At 69.7% G+C, this 18,429-nt stretch carries 22 protein-coding genes; 14 read left to right on the top strand and 8 right to left on the bottom strand.

Translation table 11 applies throughout. The annotated features are described in order from the left end of the window. Window positions 1–25: 25 nt before the first annotated feature. Window positions 26–1,486, bottom strand: a complete 1,461-nt coding sequence (locus Aco04nite_RS22790; RefSeq protein WP_212999277.1) for an MFS transporter — start codon at window positions 1,484–1,486, stop codon at window positions 26–28. A 71-nt stretch (window positions 1,487–1,557) separates the two neighbouring features. On the opposite strand from Aco04nite_RS22790, the gene Aco04nite_RS22785 reads away from it, so the two are divergent. The 4 genes from Aco04nite_RS22785 to Aco04nite_RS22770 are packed head-to-tail and all read left to right on the top strand — an operon-like array spanning window position 1,558 to window position 4,575. After that, window positions 1,558–2,193, top strand: a complete 636-nt coding sequence (locus Aco04nite_RS22785) for a TetR/AcrR family transcriptional regulator (RefSeq protein ID WP_212999276.1) — start codon at window positions 1,558–1,560, stop codon at window positions 2,191–2,193. Between the two features lie 14 nt (window positions 2,194–2,207). Then, on the top strand, window positions 2,208–2,513 hold the full coding sequence (locus Aco04nite_RS22780) for a WXG100 family type VII secretion target (RefSeq protein WP_212999275.1): 306 nt from the start codon (window positions 2,208–2,210) through the stop codon (window positions 2,511–2,513). Further along, the gene (locus Aco04nite_RS22775) at window positions 2,510–4,102 is read left to right on the top strand and encodes an alpha/beta hydrolase (RefSeq protein ID WP_212999274.1); all 1,593 of its coding nucleotides are present in this window, start codon (window positions 2,510–2,512) and stop codon (window positions 4,100–4,102) included. Before Aco04nite_RS22780 ends, Aco04nite_RS22775 begins: the two co-directional genes overlap by 4 nt. After that, window positions 4,099–4,575, top strand: a complete 477-nt coding sequence (locus Aco04nite_RS22770) for a hypothetical protein (RefSeq protein WP_212999273.1) — start codon at window positions 4,099–4,101, stop codon at window positions 4,573–4,575. Before Aco04nite_RS22775 ends, Aco04nite_RS22770 begins: the two co-directional genes overlap by 4 nt. On the opposite strand, the gene Aco04nite_RS22765 is transcribed toward Aco04nite_RS22770, so the two are convergent. Next, complete coding sequence (locus Aco04nite_RS22765; RefSeq protein WP_212999272.1) at window positions 4,572–5,516, bottom strand: hypothetical protein; 945 nt, start codon at window positions 5,514–5,516, stop codon at window positions 4,572–4,574. The genes Aco04nite_RS22770 and Aco04nite_RS22765 overlap by 4 nt on opposite strands. A gap of 25 nt (window positions 5,517–5,541) precedes the next feature. On the opposite strand from Aco04nite_RS22765, the gene Aco04nite_RS22760 reads away from it, so the two are divergent. After that, the gene (locus Aco04nite_RS22760) at window positions 5,542–5,847 is read left to right on the top strand and encodes a hypothetical protein (protein WP_212999271.1); all 306 of its coding nucleotides are present in this window, start codon (window positions 5,542–5,544) and stop codon (window positions 5,845–5,847) included. On the opposite strand, the gene Aco04nite_RS22755 is transcribed toward Aco04nite_RS22760, so the two are convergent. After that, window positions 5,821–6,090, bottom strand: a complete 270-nt coding sequence (locus Aco04nite_RS22755; protein WP_203841163.1) for a helix-turn-helix domain-containing protein — start codon at window positions 6,088–6,090, stop codon at window positions 5,821–5,823. The genes Aco04nite_RS22760 and Aco04nite_RS22755 overlap by 27 nt on opposite strands. Before the next feature lie 67 nt (window positions 6,091–6,157). On the opposite strand from Aco04nite_RS22755, the gene map reads away from it, so the two are divergent. Beyond that, window positions 6,158–6,931 (top strand): type I methionyl aminopeptidase, encoded by a 774-nt coding sequence (gene map / locus Aco04nite_RS22750; RefSeq protein ID WP_212999270.1) that lies wholly within the window; start codon window positions 6,158–6,160, stop codon window positions 6,929–6,931. On the opposite strand, the gene Aco04nite_RS22745 is transcribed toward map, so the two are convergent. Then, window positions 6,928–7,809, bottom strand: coding sequence for a serine hydrolase domain-containing protein (locus Aco04nite_RS22745; RefSeq protein WP_212999269.1), 882 nt, complete (start codon window positions 7,807–7,809; stop codon window positions 6,928–6,930). The genes map and Aco04nite_RS22745 overlap by 4 nt on opposite strands. Beyond that, window positions 7,806–8,138: an STAS domain-containing protein gene (locus tag Aco04nite_RS22740; RefSeq protein ID WP_212999268.1), complete on the bottom strand. Its 333-nt coding sequence runs from the start codon at window positions 8,136–8,138 to the stop codon at window positions 7,806–7,808. Before Aco04nite_RS22740 ends, Aco04nite_RS22745 begins: the two co-directional genes overlap by 4 nt. Window positions 8,139–8,278: 140 nt before the next feature. On the opposite strand from Aco04nite_RS22740, the gene Aco04nite_RS22735 reads away from it, so the two are divergent. Continuing rightward, entirely contained in the window at window positions 8,279–8,752 is a 474-nt protein-coding gene (locus tag Aco04nite_RS22735; RefSeq protein WP_244876208.1) for a peroxiredoxin, read from the top strand. A 6-nt stretch (window positions 8,753–8,758) separates the two neighbouring features. Here Aco04nite_RS22735 and zwf read toward each other — a convergent pair whose 3' ends face one another. Further along, the gene (gene zwf, locus Aco04nite_RS22730; protein ID WP_212999266.1) at window positions 8,759–10,246 is read right to left on the bottom strand and encodes a glucose-6-phosphate dehydrogenase; all 1,488 of its coding nucleotides are present in this window, start codon (window positions 10,244–10,246) and stop codon (window positions 8,759–8,761) included. Between the two features lie 155 nt (window positions 10,247–10,401). On the opposite strand from zwf, the gene Aco04nite_RS22725 reads away from it, so the two are divergent. Next, window positions 10,402–11,340 (top strand): DHH family phosphoesterase, encoded by a 939-nt coding sequence (locus tag Aco04nite_RS22725; protein WP_212999265.1) that lies wholly within the window; start codon window positions 10,402–10,404, stop codon window positions 11,338–11,340. A gap of 152 nt (window positions 11,341–11,492) precedes the next feature. On the opposite strand, the gene Aco04nite_RS22720 is transcribed toward Aco04nite_RS22725, so the two are convergent. Beyond that, the gene (locus tag Aco04nite_RS22720; RefSeq protein ID WP_212999264.1) at window positions 11,493–12,305 is read right to left on the bottom strand and encodes a DUF1775 domain-containing protein; all 813 of its coding nucleotides are present in this window, start codon (window positions 12,303–12,305) and stop codon (window positions 11,493–11,495) included. An 80-nt stretch (window positions 12,306–12,385) separates the two neighbouring features. Between Aco04nite_RS22720 and Aco04nite_RS22715 the strand changes: the two genes are divergently transcribed. The 5 genes from Aco04nite_RS22715 (at window position 12,386) to Aco04nite_RS22695 (ending at window position 16,876) form a co-directional block, all read left to right on the top strand. Beyond that, the gene (locus Aco04nite_RS22715; protein ID WP_212999263.1) at window positions 12,386–12,595 is read left to right on the top strand and encodes an RNA-binding S4 domain-containing protein; all 210 of its coding nucleotides are present in this window, start codon (window positions 12,386–12,388) and stop codon (window positions 12,593–12,595) included. 85 nt (window positions 12,596–12,680) lie between these two features. Next, complete coding sequence (locus tag Aco04nite_RS22710; protein ID WP_212999262.1) at window positions 12,681–14,033, top strand: ABC transporter substrate-binding protein; 1,353 nt, start codon at window positions 12,681–12,683, stop codon at window positions 14,031–14,033. A gap of 4 nt (window positions 14,034–14,037) precedes the next feature. Then, window positions 14,038–15,000: a carbohydrate ABC transporter permease gene (locus Aco04nite_RS22705; RefSeq protein ID WP_212999261.1), complete on the top strand. Its 963-nt coding sequence runs from the start codon at window positions 14,038–14,040 to the stop codon at window positions 14,998–15,000. Then, window positions 14,997–15,851 (top strand): carbohydrate ABC transporter permease, encoded by an 855-nt coding sequence (locus Aco04nite_RS22700; RefSeq protein ID WP_212999260.1) that lies wholly within the window; start codon window positions 14,997–14,999, stop codon window positions 15,849–15,851. Before Aco04nite_RS22705 ends, Aco04nite_RS22700 begins: the two co-directional genes overlap by 4 nt. Before the next feature lie 146 nt (window positions 15,852–15,997). Then, window positions 15,998–16,876 carry a hypothetical protein gene (locus Aco04nite_RS22695; protein WP_212999259.1) on the top strand — a complete coding sequence of 293 codons (879 nt, stop codon included), beginning with the start codon at window positions 15,998–16,000 and terminating at the stop codon, window positions 16,874–16,876. 96 nt (window positions 16,877–16,972) lie between these two features. On the opposite strand, the gene Aco04nite_RS22690 is transcribed toward Aco04nite_RS22695, so the two are convergent. Next, window positions 16,973–17,341, bottom strand: coding sequence for an FKBP-type peptidyl-prolyl cis-trans isomerase (locus Aco04nite_RS22690; protein ID WP_203841151.1), 369 nt, complete (start codon window positions 17,339–17,341; stop codon window positions 16,973–16,975). Window positions 17,342–17,458: 117 nt separating this feature from the next. On the opposite strand from Aco04nite_RS22690, the gene Aco04nite_RS22685 reads away from it, so the two are divergent. Beyond that, window positions 17,459–18,373 (top strand): lytic polysaccharide monooxygenase, encoded by a 915-nt coding sequence (locus Aco04nite_RS22685; protein ID WP_244876207.1) that lies wholly within the window; start codon window positions 17,459–17,461, stop codon window positions 18,371–18,373. The last annotated feature ends 56 nt before the right edge of the window (window positions 18,374–18,429 follow it).

Raw genomic sequence — 18,429 nt, 5'->3', positions numbered from 1 at the left:
ACGCAGCTGAGCATGGGCCGGCCGATCAGGCTCGGTGGGAGCGGGTGCGCAGGGTGGCCCAGCATACGAGGGCTGCGGCGACGGCGGTGAGGGTGAAGCCCGCGATGGTGATCGCGTGCTCGAACTGGGTGCTCTGGTGGGAGGTCCAGTGCGAGGACGCGATCGTGCCGGTGAACAGTGCCGCCAGGATGGTGCCGGTGACGGCGATGCCGGCCGCGGTAGTGACCTCCGAGGCGGTGTCCACGAGGGCCGCGCCGATCGAGGTGCGGTTCTCCGGGAGGCCGCGCAGCACGTTGACGCCGGCGACGACGCCGACCACGCGGATGCCGGCGGCGACCAGCGCGAGGGCGAGCGCGACCCAGACGTATCCGAGCCGGCCCAGCGTGCTGTAGACGGCGAGCCCGGCGACGACCGCCGTGGCACTCATCCAGGCGGCCCGGTCGAGCCCGGCCCAGTCCACGAACCTGCTGACGAACGGACCGGCGGCGACCAGGACGACGACCTGGGACAGCATGCCGATCGCCGCGAGGGCGGGCGGCCATCCCCAGTCGAGCTGCAGCTGCAGCGTCACCATGTAGCTGAGCCCGGCGACCGCGAGCCCGGACGCGGCCTTGTAGGCCAGCCCGGCGGAGACGAGCGGGCGGGCGACGAGTTTCAGGTCGAGCATCGGGTGGCGCGCCGTCCGTTCGCGCAGGACGAAGAGCAGCGCCGCGACGACGGCGGCGGCGGTGACCGCCCACGACCCGGAGCTCTTGTTCACGAACAGCGTCGGGGCGATGAGCGCGAGCACGACGGTCGCCGTGCCGAGCAGCGCCCCGGGGATGTCGATCGGGTCGCGGTGCAGCTCGGCCGGGTCGTCGGCGGCGATGCCGGTGCGGATGCCGATGAACGCGAGCACCGCGACCGGCACGTTGACCAGCAGCAGCACCTGCCAGGGGGCGACGGCGAGGATGAAGCCGCCCGCCGTCGGGCCGACCGCGAGCCCGACCAGCCCCACGGTGGTGATCAGCGACATCGCCCGTACCCGCAGGCTGTCCTGCTGGAAGAGCCTGAACGCGAGGGCGATCGAGCCCGGGGTGGTCATCGCCGCCGCGACCCCCGTCACCGCGCGCACGGCGATGAGCTGCTCCGCCGTGGTGACGAACGCGGTCGCCAGGCTCGCGGCACCGAGCAGGGTCAGCCCGATGAGCATGATCCGTCGCCGGCCGAACCGGTCGGCCAGCGCGCCGAACGCGAGCATCAGCCCGCCGAAGACGACGGCGTAGGCGCCGGTCACCCATTGCAGGGAGAAGGTCGAGGCGTGCAGCTCGCGGCCGATCGTGGGCAGCGCGACGTTGAGGATCGAGTTGTCGAGCATCTCGAACAGGAACACCGCGGACAGCCCCGCGAGGGCCACCCACGCCTCCCGGAGGGGCTTCTCTGCGGGGCTCCTTTCTCCGGGGCTCTTCTCTTGGGGGGTCTGCTGCGGGGTCTCGGTGGTGGTCATGCCGAGAACCATAACGCTAACGGTTAGCTTTTCACAACGGTTAGCGTTGCGAAACGGTTAGGATGCAGCCTGTGACCGAGGAACCAGGGCGCCGCGAGCGCAAGAAGGCCGCCACCCGCAGGCACATCGCCGACACGGCCCGGGAGATGTTCCTGGAGCGCGGTTTCGACGCGGTCGGGATCCGCGAGATCGCGGCGGCAGCAGATGTCGCCGTCACCACGCTGTTCTCGCACTTCCCGTCGAAGGAGGCCCTCGCTTTCGACGAGGGGCAGAAACGCGAGGACCGGCTCGTGCAGGCGGTGACCGGGCGTGGGGCGGAGCAGACGATTCCCGACGCGCTCCGCGAGCACTTCCGGGCGGTCGTCGAGGACTTCGCCAGGCCCGCCGCGGTGACCTTCTGGCGGCTCGTGGACGACTCCCCGGCGCTGCGGGAGTACGCGTCGACGATGTGGCAGCGCCACGAGGACGCCCTGACCACCGTGATCGCCGCCGATCTGGGACTGCCGAAGTCGTCGACCACCTGCCGGGCGTTCTCCCACTACGTGCTCGGCGTCTACCCCCTGGCCCGTGAGGCGCCCGACCCGATGGCGGCGGTCGACGAGATCTTCGACCTGATCACGCCCGGCTGGATCGAGATCGATGTCTCGGGATTCCACGGGGCAGCCCGGACCGGGCCGGAGCCGTACCATGGCGCTGAATCGAGCTGATCGGGGGAGCGTCGATGGAGCGGTCCGAGGTGAATCCGGCGGGCGTCAAGAAGGTCGCCGCCGGTGTGAGTGAGGCAGCCGAGACCGTCCGCGCGGCCACCAGAGCGGCGCACGGCTCGCTGGCGCCCGCAGGTCAGGACGGCTGGAGCGCGGCCGTGGCCGCGCACGGCGCACAGACCTCGTGGGACGGCTACCTCGCCGGCCTCGCCGGGCAGGTCAGCACGTTCGGTGACAACCTCGCCGACTCCGCCACCGAATACGCCGCCACCGACGAGACAGCCGCCGACGGGATCACCCGGAGCGGCAAGGGGCCACGGTGAGCGGGGTGACCCTGCAGTTGCTGCTGGCGGCCGACGCGGGTCCCTGGCAGAAAGCGGCCACCACGTGGCGTGACCTGGCCATGAGGATCGACGACGCGGCCGAGCAGCTGATCCGTGGCACCCGGGGTCTCGAGGACGCGTGGCCGGACGGCCCCGGCTCGGCGGCGGCGCTGGCCGAGAGCTCCCGCCTGCAGGCCGAGGTGAGCAACACCTACAACCCCGCATACCGGATCTACCAGACGCTCGACCTGCACGCGCACGGCCTGTCGGACCTGCGCGGGCAGGCCGAGTCGATCGTGTCGTCAGCCCGGCAGAAGGGCATGAAGGTCGACACCGCCACGGGTACGGTCACCGCGCCGGCCTCCGCCCCGGACGGCGAACGCCAGGTCGTCGCGGTGATCGGTGAGCTGGAGGCCGTGCTGTCACGGGCGGCGGCCCTGGACGACTCGACCGCCAACGCGATCAACGTCAACCTGCCCGACGCGTCGACCGGCTTCGGCCAGTTCACGATGCCACCGGTCATCCGGGACACCCTCGCGGAGCAGGGCGGGCGCACACCGGCGGAGATCCAGGGCTGGTGGAACGCCCTCACCCCGGCCCAGCAGGAGCAGGCCATCCACGACTTCCCCGACCTGGTCGGGGCGATGGACGGCGTCCCGGCCACCGACCGCGACACCGCCAACCGGATCATGCTGGACAAGGACAAGGTCGACCTGACCCGGCGCGCGGCAGACCTGCAGGCCGCGATCGACAAGGAAGGCCCCCGCAGCCACCGGGCCGTGGAGATGCGCGACGAGCTCAAACAGGTCCGCAAGGAACTCGACGGGCTCGACGCCGTGACGACCAAACTCGCCGACCTGGGCCCGAAGGGGCTGCTGCTCGGTCTCGACCCGGCCGGCGACGGCCGCGCGATCATCGCCGTCGGCAACCCGGACACCGCCCGGCACACCGCGGTCTGGGTCCCGGGCCTGAACACCGAGCTGACCGACACCCGCGGCAACGTCAACCGGGTGGTGAACCTGCAGCAGGCCGCCGACTCGCGCACCGCGCAGGCCGACGACGTGGCGGGCATCATGTGGCTCGGCTACGACGCGCCGGAGCTGAGCAACGTGGGCGGCTCGGGCCGCTCCGAGCAGGGCGGCCCGCTGCTCGACCGGTTCGTCGACGGTCTGCGCGCCACCCACGACCCCGGCGCCTCGCACGTCACCGTCGAGGGGCACAGCTACGGCTCGACCGTGGTGGCCGAGGCGGCGCTGCGGGGAGACGGCCTGGCCGCCGACGACATCATCACCGCGGGCAGCCCCGGCATGCACACCGACCGGGCCGCCGACCTGCAGATCGACCCGAAACACGTGTGGGGCGGTCAGGCCGACGGCGACCCGGTGGCCGGCGCCCTCGGCAGCGTCTGGGGAGTGCACGGCAACGAGCCCACCGACGAGGACTTCGGCGCCAACCGCTACGTCACCGACACCGAGGGCCACAGCGACTACTGGAAGCCCGGCAGCCAGAGCCTGCTCAACCAGGCCAAAGTGGTGGTCGGTCAGTACGATCAGGTCTCGCTGATGTGGGGGGAGCCACCAACCTCATGACCCGTGTGTCCCGCCTCGCCGTGATCGTGCCGCTGCTCCTGGCACTAGCCGCCTGTACCGACAAGGGAGAAGACGTGCAGACCAAGCCGCAGGCCGACGCCAAGGCCCAGGTGGAGCAGCTCGCCACCGCGGCACGCACCGCCGCGGGCATCGCGTCGTTCAGCCAGTCCAACGCCAACATCAGCGGCTGCGACGGCCGCGCCGGCGAGATCTCCGACCCCGACGAGGTCTACTACGTCCAGGGCATCTACCAGCTCCTGGTGCCCGCCGAGCAACAGGCCGCCGCGATCGCGAAGGTCCGCGACGCCTGGAAACAGGCCGGCCACACGATCAAGACCGAGCGCACCTTCGACAGCGGCGGCGGCGAGATCATCGCTGTCACCACCGACGAGTACGACCTGAGCCTCGGCACCGGCGAACCCCCGGCGATGTCCCTGCTGGTCAGCTCCCCGTGCTACCGCAACGCGTCTTAGTTCCAGGACAGGACGGTGAGGTCCTTGCTGCGGGGGAGGGCGTCGAATTGCAGCTTGGGTTTGCCGCCGGTGACGGGCACGGAGTAGAAGCCGTCCGCTCGTTGGGCGAGCAGGGTCTTGCGGTCGGGGGAGACGTGGACGGCCGTGAAGGATTTGCCCTTGGCCTTGCCGATCACGCGTAGCGTCGCCACGTTCTTGGCCGGGTCGGCGGTCAGGGCGGCGAGGACGGCGGTGCTGCCCTGGCCGCGGCAGGCGAGGGTGAACGGGGCCAGTTCGGGGCCGGTGCAGGTGTAGAGGGGGTCGTCGTCCTCGAGGATGTCGGCCTGGACGAGTTCGCGGGCGCTGCGGCGGATGACGACGTCCTCAGCCTGGGGGAGGGCGGGGATCGGGACGTAGGCCGTTTCGACAGGATCGGCGTGGGAGTCCCAGGAGAACGGGATGCCCGCGAAGTCGTGGATGGTGTTCTCCGGGTCCGCGGGGTCGAGGGAGATCGTCTTGTGGGTGATGCCGTCGCCGCCGTCGACCTCGACGGCGAGCAGCGTCGTCCCGGGGATGAAGGCTACCGTCTGCAGGGTCAGATCCTTGACGTTCAACGCTTCCGGGGTCAGGCGGGCCTTGCGGGCGTAGGCGTCGCCGCTCAGCGCGTACACGATGAGGGTGTTGGACTTGATCTCGGCAGCCCAGGCGAAGGTCGGGCTGAACGTCTTGTCCTCCCCGGCCGGGATCGGGAAGCTGCGCAGCAGCGTGCCGTCGGTGGCGTCGTAGACCCGCAGCTCGGCCTCGTCGCCGTCGTCCAGATAGGCGTCCAGGCCGGACGGCAGGGTGGAGGCGGGCGGCGCGGAGGACACCGTGGCGGGCGGGGTCTGCCACTGGACGGGGTCGGGCCCGCCGCAGGCCGCCAGCGGGAGGAGCAGCGCTATGGCGACGGGCAGCTTCTTCACCTGCGGGAGCCTAGTATGGGCGGCTGTGCGGGGATCATGGGCTGCGGCCGTCATCGGCTTGGTGTTGATCAGCGGGTGTGACTTCGGCGGGGGCGTGGACTACGTCGCGCCGACGCCGGAAGCGGTGCGGGCCACAGTACTCGCGCAGGTCGAGGCCGGTGCGGGGATGCCGTCCGGGATCGTCTATCTGGACCGGGACCTGGAGGCGGACTCCCTGGTGGTCCATGCCGTCGAGTCGTGCAGGGAGCTGCGCGTGGCCACGATCCCGAACGACACCGACGTGGCCCGGAAGAACGTGCCGAAGCTAGGCGACCCGATGTTCTGGAACTGAGGGCTCGTTGATCTCGGCCCAGACGGCGTCGAGGGACAGGCCGAGGACGTCGGCGATCGCGGCGATGGTCGGGAAGGCGGGAGTTGCCACGCGGCCCGTCTCGATCTTCCGGAGGGTCTCGGGGGAGACGCGCGCGTGGAGCGCGGTCTCGAGCATCGAGCGCTCGCCCCGGGCGAGACGCAGCAGGGAACCGAGGCGCTGTCCGCGCTCGACCTCTTCGGGTGTGAGCGGCAACCTGACCATGACCCGATAATAGTACCGGGATAATATGGCCGGGATAGTTATTGGTTCACCGGAGGAGCGGCGCCGCATGATCGAGATCCTGAAGCCCACCGAGCTGCCCCTGGCGAGGGAGACCGGCGCCCTGGTGGCCGGCATCCTGCAGACCCTGAAGGCCCGCAGCGTGGTCGGCACGAACCTGCTGGACATCGACCGGCAGGCCCAGGCCATGATCGCCGAGGCCGGGGCGCTGTCCTGCTACGTCGACTACGCGCCGTCCTTCGGCCGCGGGCCGTTCGGCCACTACATCTGCACGTCCGTCAACGACGCCGTCCTGCACGGGCTGCCGTTCGACTACGAGCTCGCCGACGGTGACCTGCTCTCCCTCGACCTCGCCGTCTCCCTCGGCGGGATCGTCGCCGACTCCGCCATCAGCTTCGTCGTGGGCGATTCGCCGCAGCCGGAGAGCGTCGCGCTGATCGACGCCACCGAGCGCGCGCTGCGGGCCGCGATCGCCGCCGCCGGCCCCGGGGTGCACATCGGCGACCTCTCCCACGCCATCGGCAAGGTCCTCAACGCCGCGGGCTACGAGGTCAACACCGAGTTCGGCGGGCACGGCGTCGGCTCGACGATGCACCAGGACCCGCACGTCTCGAACATCGGCCGCCCCGGCCGCGGCTACCGGCTGCGCCCCGGCCTGCTGCTCGCCCTGGAGCCCTGGGTCATGGCCGACACCGCCAAGCTCGTCACCGACGCCGACGGCTGGACGCTGCGCAGCGCCACCGGCTGCCGTACCTCCCACAGCGAGCACACCATCGCCATCACCGACGACGGCGCCGAGATCATGACCCTGCCCAAGGGTTAGTCCAGTTTGGCGAGGACCAGGTCGTGGATCGCGTCGAGGAGTGCGTCGTCGCGGTCGGAGTGGGCGGTGACGGTGACCGCGGCGCGGCGTGCGGGGCTCAGGACGGCGTACTGGCCGTAGTGGCCGTCCATGCGGGAGGTGCCGTCGCGGTCGAGCCAGAGGCCCAGCCCGTACCCGTAGGAGAATTGGCCGTTACTGGCGGTCGCGGGGACGGACTCGGTGGTCATCCGCTTGACGTAGGACGCGGGCACGAGCTGGCGGTCCTCCCAGCGACCCTCCTGCAGCAGCAGCTGCGCGAAACGGGCCAGCTCCCCGGTGCGCAGGAACAGGTCGCTCTCCGCGAACGGGAACCCCAGCGGGCACGTGTGCCAGGCAGGGTTGTGCAGATCAAGAGGACCGAAGATCCGGGGCATGAGGTACGCCCGCAGATCGGCCCCCGTCACCCGAGCGATCACCCGCCCGACGGCATAGGGCCCCGACCCGGTGTACGCGAACCCGGGCGCCCCCACCGGCGCCGCGACGATCTCGTGCAGCAGATCCGGGGCATCGATCCGCATGTGCGCGAACCACTTGTGGCTGGTCCCGCTCGTCATGGTCAGCAGCTGCCGCAGCGTGACCGTCTCGAACCCCGGCGCGGCCATCGCCCGCAGCTCGGGAAAATGGTCGAGGAACCGGTCGTCGAGCCCGAGCCGCCCCTCGGCCTCGGCGATCCCCGCCGCGACCGAGGTGAACGTCTTCGACACCGAGTACAAGTTCACCCGGTCATCGGAGCGGAACCGGTGCGTCACCGGCTCCTGCCCCTCCCGGTGCACCCAGATGCCGTACGTCCCGAGCTCGCGCTCGCGGTCGGCCCGGATGAAGTCGTCGAGCAATGTCATGACTTGATGGCTGTTTCCACGTCGTCGTGCAGGGACAGGTAGCCGGTGAGGCCGAGGGTTTCCAGCAGGCGGCTGAGGAAACCGGAGGGGGCTGCGAGGCGGACCCAGCCGCCCTTCTCCATGGCGCGTCCGTGGGCGGTGACCAGGACGCCGACGCCCATGGAGTCGCAGAAGTCGAGGCCGGAGAGGTCGACGACGATGTGCGGGGCGGGGCGTTCGACGAGGCGGCTCAGGTTGGCCTTGAGGGCCGGGGCGGTGTCGATGTCGAGGGAGCCTCGCAGGGTCAGGACGGCGGTGTTCGGGGGGTGGTGCGCGACCGAGACCTGCATGAAGATGTCGCTTTCTGCGGGGGCGTGCGGGGGACGGGGGCAGGGGTCAGCCGAGAGTGATGGTGCGGTATCGCGGTGGTGACTACACCCTAGGCGAGGGGTACACGCGTGGGCGAATTCGGCCGCGTACCGTTGACATCGTGAGCATCGGCAAGGGCGACGTGGCGCCCGAATTTGAACTGCCCGACCAGGACGGCAAGCCGACGCGGCTCAGTGAGCTGCTGACCGCGGGACCCGTCGTCATGTTCTTCTATCCGGCCGCGCTCAGCAGCGGCTGCACGGCGGAGGCCTGCAATTTCCGGGACCTCGCCGGCGAGTTCCGCGAGGCGGGCGTCCAGCGTGTCGGCGTCAGCCGGGACACCGTCGAGAAGCAGAAGAAGTTCGCCGAGGTGAACGGCTTCGACTATCCGTTGCTGTCCGACCCGGAGAGCAAGGTCGCCGCGGCGTACGGCGTGAAGCGCAGGCTTCCCCTCGGCCCGCTCAGCACGAAGCGGCTGACGTTCGTGATCGGCACCGACGGTGTGGTCATCGACGTGATCCACAGTGAGCTGGACATGAACCAGCACGCCGACCGCGCCCTGGAAGCGGTCACCAAGGCACGGCCGGCGTCCTAGAAAAACCTAGTTACGCCACTTGCGGCCGCTGCGGCCGATGAGGCGGTCGGCGTCCGTGGGGCCCCAGGAGGCCGCCTCGTACGTCGGGATCGGGCTCTGGTCCTTGGCCCAGTGCTCGATGATCGGGTCGACGATGCGCCAGCACTGCTCGACCTCGTCGGTGCGGATGAACAGCGTGGGGTCGCCGAGCAGGGCGTCGAGCAGCAACCGCTCGTAGGCCTCCGGCGACTCCTCGCGGAACGTCTGCTCGTACGAGAAGTCCATGCTGGCCGTGCGCACCCGGAACGAGTGCCCGGGGACCTTGGCACCGAAGCGCAGTGAGATGCCCTCGTTGGGCTGGATGCGCAGGATCAGCGCGTCCGCGTCGAGCTCGGTGAGCTGGGCGGTCGGGATCGGCAGGTGCGGCGGGCGCTGGAACTGCAGCGCGACCTCGGTGACGCGGGCCGGCAGGCGCTTGCCCGTGCGGACGTAGAACGGCACGCCCGCCCAGCGCCAGTTGTCGACGTTGAGCCGCATGGCGGCATACGTCTCCGTCCGCGAGAGCGGGTCGACGCCCACCTCCTCGCGGTAGCCGGCCATGAGGTCCTCGCGGGTGCCGCCGCGGGTGTACTGGCCGCGCACCGCCAGGTCGGCGATGTCGCGGTCGGTGGGCAGCCGGATCGCCTGGAGCAGCTTGACCTTCTCGTTGCGCAGCCCCTCCGCGTCGAACGAGGCGGGCGGCTCCATCAGGGCCAGGGCGAGGACCTGCAGCACGTGGTTCTGCACGATGTCGCGCATCGCGCCCGCGTGCTCGTAGAAGCCGCCGCGGGTGCCGACGCCGAGCGTCTCGGCGACGGTGATCTGCACGTGGTCGACCCAGGAACGGTTCCAGATGGGCTGGAAGATCGCGTTGGCGAAGCGCAGCGCGAGCACGTTCTGGACGGTGTCCTTGCCCAGGTAGTGGTCGATCCGGAAGACCTGGGGCTCCTCGAACGCGGCGTGCACGATGCCGTCGAGCTCGCGGGCGGTGCGCAGGTCGTTGCCGTACGGCTTCTCGATCACCAGGCGGGCGAAGGAGCCGTCTGCCGCGTGGTTGAGCCCGGCACCGGCCAGGCCGTTGATCACCGGCTCGAACGCCTCGGCGGGCGTGGAGAGATAGAAGATCCGGTTGCCCGCGGTGCCACGGGTGGCGTCGAGCTCGTCGAGGGTCTCGGCGAGCCGTTTGTAGGTCGCGGGGTCGTCGTAACCGCCCGATACGTACCTGATACCGCCCTGGAGCTGCGGTTTGTCCGCGAGGCTCCGGCTGCCGAGGGAACTCTCGGCGAAGGTCTGGTCCTCCATCGGCGTGCGCGCCACCCCCACGAGGGCGAACTCCGACGGGAGGCGGTTGTGCCGGGCCAGGCTCTCCACGGCCGGCAACAACTTGCGGCGGGTCAGGTCGCCGGACGCACCGAAGATCACCAGTGTGGCGGGCGGGGCGTTGCGGTCCTGCGCGAGCTGCGGAACGTTGTCCATCGTCTGCTTTTCCTCCACCGCGTACGTGAACTTGCGTCTGACTTTACGCAGTGGGGACGTTGATCGGATCAAACCGGTACGCCGATGCGACCAGGTCCATAGCCGCAAAAGTGGCAAACTGTCAGGTAAGCCGCCAACCGGCAGAGGGAGATCTCGTGAAGTATCGGCTCGTGACCCGCAGCGACTTCGACGGGCTCGTCTGCGCCGTCCTGCTGCGTGTCCTCGACATGATCGACGACATCACCTTCGTGCACCCGAAGGACGTGCAGGACGGTGTCACCGAGGTTACCGAGCGTGACATTTTGACCAACCTGCCGTACGCGCCCGGCGCTCACCTGATCTTCGACCACCACCACTCGGAGACGCTGCGTAACGCGGGCAACCGGGAGAACCACATCATCGACCCCGACGCGCCCTCGGCGGCCCGGGTCATCTACGACTACTACGGCGGGGCCGAGCGCTTCCCCGAGGTGCCCGTGGACCTGATGGAGGCGGTCGACCAGGCGGACTCCGCCGCGTACGAGCTGCACGACATCCTCGACCCCCAGGGCTGGACGCTACTCAACTTCCTCATGGACAGCCGCACCGGGCTGGGCCGGTTCCGGGAGTTCCGGATCTCCAACTACCAGCTGATGATGTTGCTGATCGACGCGTGCATCCAGATGACGTCGGTCGACGAGATCCTCGAGCTGCACGACGTCTCCGAGCGCGCCGACCTCTACCGGGACTGCTCCGCGATGTTCGTCGAGCAGCTGCGCCGGGTCAGCCGGGTGGAGGGCGACGTGGTGATCGTCGACCTGCGCGACGAGGACCCGATCATGGCCGGGAACAGGTTCATGGTCTACGCGCTCTACCCCGAGGCCCGCGTTTCGATCCACGTGATCTGGGGCCGGGCGAAGCTCAACACGGTCTTCGCGTGCGGCAAATCGATTCTCGACCGCACGTCGCCGGTCGACATCGGCTCGGTGATGCTGCACTACGGCGGTGGCGGGCACCTCGCCGCCGGCACCTGCCAGGTGCCGCACGCGGACTCCGAGCGGGTCGAACGCGAGATCATCGACGCTCTGCAGTCGCCCAGGACCGTCACGGTCTAGCGATGAGTATTGCGGGCGGGGTGGAGAGCCGAACCTCTCCACCCCGCCCGACGCAGGTCGTGGGTCTTGCCCTGGACCCCACCCGCATGTCGTGCCCCGCGCCCCACGCGCTTCGTCACGACAAGCCCGCGCCCACCTGCGCGGACGTCTTCCTACTTCTCGTCGGGCTCCTGGTAGCGCCACGAGGACGCGGCCACGAGCTCCTTCTTCTCCGGTTCCGGGCTGTCCGCCTCGGCGGCCGCCGGGCGCTGCCTGCGGGACCGCATGATCGAAACCGCGGCGGCCGCGGCGGCCAGCAGGGCGACGACCCAACCCGCGACGGTCCAGAAACCGGGTCCGTCACTGCCGGCATTCTCGGCCAGGGCCTGCTGAACGTACGCGTCCAGCTCGCTGTTGTCCGTCTCGGCCGCTCCCGCACCGGTGTGGCTGGCGTGCCCGCCGTACTCCTGGCCTGCGACCGCCGGGGTCAGCGAGATCGAGACCGGCGACAGCGGCACGCCCTTGGCGGGGTCGGCATATGTGGCCTCGACCTTGAACGCCATCGACGAGGTGCTCGGCATCGGGCCCATCGCCGTGGTCAGGTCGGTGGACGCGCCGGGGGCGAGCTCCTTGCCGGCGGCGGCGACCCAGGTGATCGAGGCGGTCATCTGGGTGAGCTTGCTGCCGTCCGTGGAGGTCACCGGGGTGTCGAGCTGCTTCGTCTCGATGACCGGCGCCCAGTTCTCGACCGACAGCGGGTAGATCTCCGCCACCGGGAGATCGGCGGGCAGCACGAGCTTGACCTTGGTGATCGGGGTCTGCGCCGTGTTGGTGACCTTGAACGCGATGTCCTGGCCGCTGCCCTGCGGGACGCTCGGCGGGTTGACCGTCACGTCGGCGGCGGCCGGGGCCGCGAAACCGAGCACGCCGGTGGCGACGGTGGCAGCCAGGATGCCCGCCCGGCGGTGCTTCTCGAGTCGACTCACGTGGGGTAGTTCGTCTCACACCGCCGAATGGTTCAACGCCTCGGAAAATTTCTTCGCGGGCCGTACCGGAGAATGAACGCATGCGTGAAGTAGCAATCGGCAGCGACATGATCAGACTCGGACAGTTCCTGAAACTGGCCGACCTCATCGAGACGGGCGGCGAGGCCAAGCTGGTGATCGCCGACGGCGATGTGAAGGTCAACGGTGAGATCGACACCCGCCGGGGACGGCAGTTGCACCCCGGCGACGTCGTGGCGGTGAACGGTAACAGCGCCAAGGTGGTCCTTTAACGGAAAGTGATGCGCGGTTGACACAGTGTCGATCACAGGCATCTACTGTGCTTGTTATCGATGTCTGCCTCGATGGGGAGGCCCTATGAGCCGCGCATTTCTCGCCGCCGCAGCCGCCTGTCTCCTGGGAGTCTCCGGCTGTGCGGGCTGGGGCGGTGACAGCGCCGGCGGCGGCGGGGCGAACAGCATCGACGTGCTGATGGTCAACAACCCGCAGATGATCGATCTGCAACGGCTGACCGCGCAGAACTTCACGAAGCAGACCGGCATCTCGGTCAACTTCACCGTGCTGCCCGAGAACGACGTCCGCGACAAGATCAGTCAGGAGTTCTCCAGCCAGGCCGGTCAGTACGACGTCGCCTCGCTGAGCAACTTCGAGATCCCGATCTACGCGAAGTCGAAGTGGATCGCGCCGCTCGACGACTACGTCAAGGCCGACTCCACGTTCGACCAGAGCGACATCCTGCCCCCGATGACCAAGTCGCTCACCGCCGACGACGGCAAGCTCTACGGCGAGCCCTTCTACGGCGAGTCCTCGTTCCTGATGTACCGCAAGGACGTCCTCGACGCGCAGGGCCTCACGATGCCGCCGAAGCCGACGTGGCAGCAGGTCGCCGACATCGCGGCGCGGGTCGACGGCAAACAGCCGGGGATGGCCGGGATCTGCCTGCGCGGCCAGCCCGGCTGGGGCCAGATCTTCGCCCCGCTCACCACGGTGGTGAACACGTTCGGCGGCACCTGGTTCGACAAGGACTGGAACGCTCAGGTCGACTCGCCGGAGTTCACGGAAGCGACGAAGTTCTACGTCGACCTCGTCCGCGAGCACGGCGAGGTCGGTGCCCCGCAGGCCGGCTTCACGGAGTGCCTGAACAACCTGATCCAGGGCAACGTCGCCATGTGGTACGACGCGACGAGCGCGGCCGGTTCCCTCGAGGCCGCCGACTCCCCGGTCAAGGGCAAGATCGGCTACGTCGCCGCCCCCGTGGTCAAGACCCCGAGCGCCGGCTGGCTGTACGCGTGGTCGTGGAGCATCCAGCAGGCCAGCACGAAGAAGGACAACGCCTGGAAGTTCCTCTCCTGGGCGTCGAGCAAGCAGTACGAGGAGCTCGTCGGCGGTCAGCTCGGCTGGTCGAAGGTCCCCGCAGGCAAGCGCGCCTCCACGTACGCCAACCCGGACTACCTCAAGGAGGCGTCGGCGTTCGCCGGCCCCACCGAGCAGGCCATCTCCGGCGCCGACCCGCGCAACCCGGGAGTGCAGCCCCGCCCCGCGATCGGCATCCAGTTCGTGGACATCCCCGAGTTCACCGATCTCGGCACCCAGGTCTCGCAGTACGTGAGCTCCGCGATAGCCGGGCAGATGAGCGTCGACGAAGCCCTGAAACGCGGCCAGCGCCTCGCCGACGACGTGGCCGAACGCTACCGCTCCCGGGAGGGGTGAGGTCATGACATCCGTGGCGGAGAAGAGCACCGGCCGCACCGGCGAGGTGCAGCCGAAACCGTCCGGCGGGGCGAGCAGGGCGGCCGGATGGGTACGCCGGGCGCCGCTGCTGCCCGCGCTGATCTTCATGATCGTGGTGACGCAGCTGCCGTTCGTGGCGACGCTGGTGATCTCCTTCATGGACTGGAACGCGTACTACCCCGACGAGGTCGGCTTCGCGGGTGTCGACAACTTCCGGCGGGTGTTCACCGACGTCAACATGCGCGACGCGGTCTGGACGACGATCCTGCTCACCGTCGGTGTCGTCCTGATCAGCCTGCTGCTCGGGCTGGGCATCGCGCTGCTGCTGGACCGCAAGTTCCGGGGCCGCGGCGCGGTCCGCACGATGATGATCGCGCCGTTCCTGGTCGTGCCGGTCGCCGCCGCACTGCTCTGGAAGCACGCGCTCTACAACCCCGAGTACGGCCTGTTCAACGGAGCGCTCACCTGGGTCTGGTCGCTGTTCGGCTCGGACAACCCGCCGCAGCCCGACTGGATCAGCAACATGCCGCTCTGGTCGGTGATCTTCGCGCTGGTCTGGCAGTGGACGCCGTTCATGATGCTGATCCTGCTGGCCGGGCTGCAGGGACGCCCGCTCGACGTGGTCGAGGCCGCCCGCATCGACGGCGCGAGCAGCTGGCAGATCTTCCGCTCGATGACGCTGCCGCACCTGCGTCAGTACCTCGAGCTCGGCGCGCTGCTCGGCTCCATCTACATCGTGCAGAACTTCGACGCGGTCTTCACGATCACGTCCGGTGGCCTCGGCACGGCGAACCTGCCGTACACGATCTACCAGATCTTCTACCAGGCCCACGACTACGGACGGGCCTCCGCCGCGGCCGTGATCGTGGTCGTCGGCACCATCGTCATCGCGACGTTCGCGCTGCGTACCGTCTCGTCGCTGTTCAAGGAGGACCCGGGCCGATGAGTACGCTCACCGCGGCACCCGCCGTACCCAAGAAGAAAGAACGCGGCGGCATCTGGCTGACCCTGCTCGCCTGGGTCGTGGGGATCCTCTTCGTCCTGCCCGTCGTCTGGATGGTGCTCACCTCCCTGCACAGCGAGGCCGACGCCGCCACGAACCCGCCCGCCGTCCTCGCCCCGCTGACACTGGAGGGCTACCGCGAGTTCTTCACCGGCGGCGCCAGCCCGTGGCCGCCGCTGCTCAACTCGCTGACCGCCAGCCTCCTGTCGACCGCGCTGGTGCTCCTGCTGGCGTTCCCGGCCGCGTACGCCCTGAGCATCAAGCCCGTCCGCAAGTGGACCGACGTGCTGTTCTTCTTCCTGTCCACCAAGATGCTGCCGGTCGTCGCCGGTCTGCTCCCGCTGTACCTGTTCGCGCAGAACACCGGCCTGCTCGACAACATCTGGCTGCTGATCGTCTTCTACACCGCGATGAACCTGCCGATCGCCGTCTGGATGATGCGCTCGTTCCTGTCCGAGGTCCCCGTCGAGATGCTCGAGGCAGCGTCCATGGACGGCGCGAGCCTGACCCGGACCCTGCGCTCGGTGATCGCGCCGGTCGTCATGCCGGGCATCGCCGCCACCGCGCTGATCTGCTTCATCTTCAGCTGGAACGAGCTGCTCTTCGCCCGGGTCCTCACCGCCACCGTCGCCGAGACCGCGCCGGTGTTCCTCACCAGCTTCGTGACCAGCCAGGGCCTCTTCCTCGCCCAGCTCTGCGCGGCCGCGTTCGTGGTCTCACTGCCGGTGCTCGCCGCCGGTTTCGCCGCCCAGGACAAGCTCGTGCAGGGCCTCTCCCTCGGCTCGGTCAAGTAAGCCCTTTCCCGCCCCGTGTAAGCCCTCTTGAAGCCTTATCCCGCCCCGTGTAAGGAAGGTGGCCGGTCCTGTTGCCGGGGGCCGGCCACCGCATTTTGATCGGATCGGCCGGGAACCCGTCGCCGGGGGAGCACGTCTGAGGCGGTATGACGACATTTCGCGGTTTCCCGACGGCCGCTGCCGCCGCCACGTTGTTCCTGATCAGCGCGTGTGCCAACGCCGGCACGTCCCCCATAGCCGGTTCTGCACCTTCCTCGTCCGCGCCTCCCGCCGCCGGGAGCGCGGACGATCTGCTGCTGCGCGTCGAACAGGTCGGCGGCTTCGTGGCCCCCAGCATGCGTTCCGGCCGGCTGCCCCAGATCAGCATCTACGCGGACGGCCGGGTCATCACCGAGGGCCCGGTGCCGGCGATCTATCCCGGTCCCGCGCTGCCCAACCTGCAGGTCGTGATGATCGACCCGGAGCAGGCGCGGGCGCTGGCCGAGAAGTCGGCCGCGGCCGGTGTCACCGAGGGCACCGACTTCGGCCAGCCGGGCGTCGCCGACGTCCCCAGCACCCAGGTCACCGCCGTCACCGCGGCGGGCCGGCACACCGTGGCGGCCGAGGCGCTCAACGAGGCCCGGGCGAACGACTCCGCGCTCACCGCGGCGCAGCAGGCGGCCCGCACGAAGCTGAAGGCCTACCTCGACGACGTCAACAAGATCACCCTGACGAAGATCGCGCCCGTGCAGTACAAGCCGGAGATCATCGCCGCCGTCGTCACGCCCTACGTGGCCACCGATGACGCGGTCCGCCCGGAGACGATCGAGTGGCCCGGCGCGGCACTGCCCGGTGAGCCGCTCGCGGAGGGTGCCGAGCTGACCTGTGTCACCGCCACCGGCGAGCAGGGCGACACCGTCCTCGCCGCCGCGGCGAAGGCCAAGACAAACACCGCGTGGGGCCACGGCGGCAACACCTGGTCGATCCGCTTCCGGCCGCTGCTGCCCGACGAGACGGGCTGCGCCGACCTCAAGGCCGGGCAGTGAGCCCGTTCGAATACCCCGGCGACGGCCCGGAGCAGGAAACGAACGGGCCGGGACAGGAAACCCCTGTCCCGGCCCAGCCGGTATGCCGTCCCTGTGTCAGCTCACGCCGAGCAGGTCCACCACGAAGATGAGCGTCTCATTGGGCTTGATGACGCCACCGGCGCCACGCGCGCCGTAACCCAGGTGCGGGGGGATGGTCAGCTTGCGGCGGCCACCGACCTTCATGCCGGCCACCCCCTGGTCCCAGCCGCTGATGACCTGGCCGGCGCCGAGACCGAACTGGAACGAGCCACCCCGGTTGTACGACGCGTCGAACTCCTTGCCCGAGGAGAACGCCACACCCACGTAGTGGACGTCCACCTGGTGCCCGGGCTTCGCCTCCTCGCCGTCACCGACGGTGAGGTCCTCCACGACCAGCTCGGCCGGCGGCTCACCGCTGATGGGGCCGACGTCGGGCTTTTCCATGTGTCCTCCTGAGTCGAGTTCCTGCCAAACCATGCAACCACAGCACCCCGTGGTGAACGATTCGGGTACGCCATCCGTACCCCCTGCGAGCGCATGCAAGCCCGCCAGGAGGTCGTCGTGAAGTCAGCCCGCAGTCTCGCCGCCATCGCCGCCGCCGGTGGGGTCGTCGCGGTGACGGCCCTGCTCCCGGCGGTCCCCGCGCTGGCCCACGGCGCCCCGACCACCCCGATCAGCCGGACGGCGGCGTGCGCCCCGAACGGCGAGGAGCCCGGCGCGGCAGCGTGCAAGGCGGCCGCGAAGGCGAACGGCGCGAACATCGGCTCGTTCGACAACCTGCGCATCGCGAACGTGAACGGCAAGGACAAGTCGGTCGTCCCCGACGGGCACCTGTGCAGCGGCGGCCTGCCCAACTACAAGGGCCTCGACCTGGCCCGCGACGACTGGCCGTCGACCAAGGTCACCGCCGGGGCCACGCTCGCCGTGAAGTACCAGGGGACGATCCCGCACAAGGGCAGCTTCCGGCTCTACCTGACCAAGCAGGGCTACGACCCGACCAAGGCGCTGACCTGGGACGACCTGACCAGCTCCCCGGTCGCCACGTTCAAGGACCCCACGTTCAGCGACGGCTCGTACCGCATGAGCGTCAAGATCCCCAAGGACCGCTCCGGCGCGCAGCTGCTCTACGTGGTCTGGGAGACCTCCAGCACCCCGGACACGTACTACTCCTGCTCCGACCTCGTGGTGAAGGCCAAGCCCGCCGCCGTCGTGGCGACCTCCAGAACCCCCACCCCGTCGCCTTCTCCCAGCAAGAAGAAGGCGACCGCGTCGCCGAGTGCGGCCCCGGCCAAGCTGACGGGCAGGACCACCGCCCCGTCGGCCACCACCGCCCCGGCCCCGCAGCTGAACCCGGTCGCCGCCGACTCGGTGGACGACGGCCGGGCCCAGCTCGGCCACCTGATCATCGCGGGCGCCCTGCTCGCGATCGCCCTGGCCGGCGCCGCAGCCCTCACCACCCGCCTGCGCAGCCGCTGAGCCACCCGTCTGCGCAGCCGCCGAGCCACCCGTCTGGGCAGCCGCCGAGCCTTCCC

It is taken from the genome of Winogradskya consettensis, from assembly GCF_018332715.1.
In the GTDB taxonomy this organism is placed as follows: Bacteria; Actinomycetota; Actinomycetes; order Mycobacteriales; family Micromonosporaceae; genus Actinoplanes; species Actinoplanes consettensis.
The sequence above is the reverse complement of the archived record's forward strand: the minus strand, read 5'-3'. Positions and strand labels throughout refer to the sequence as shown.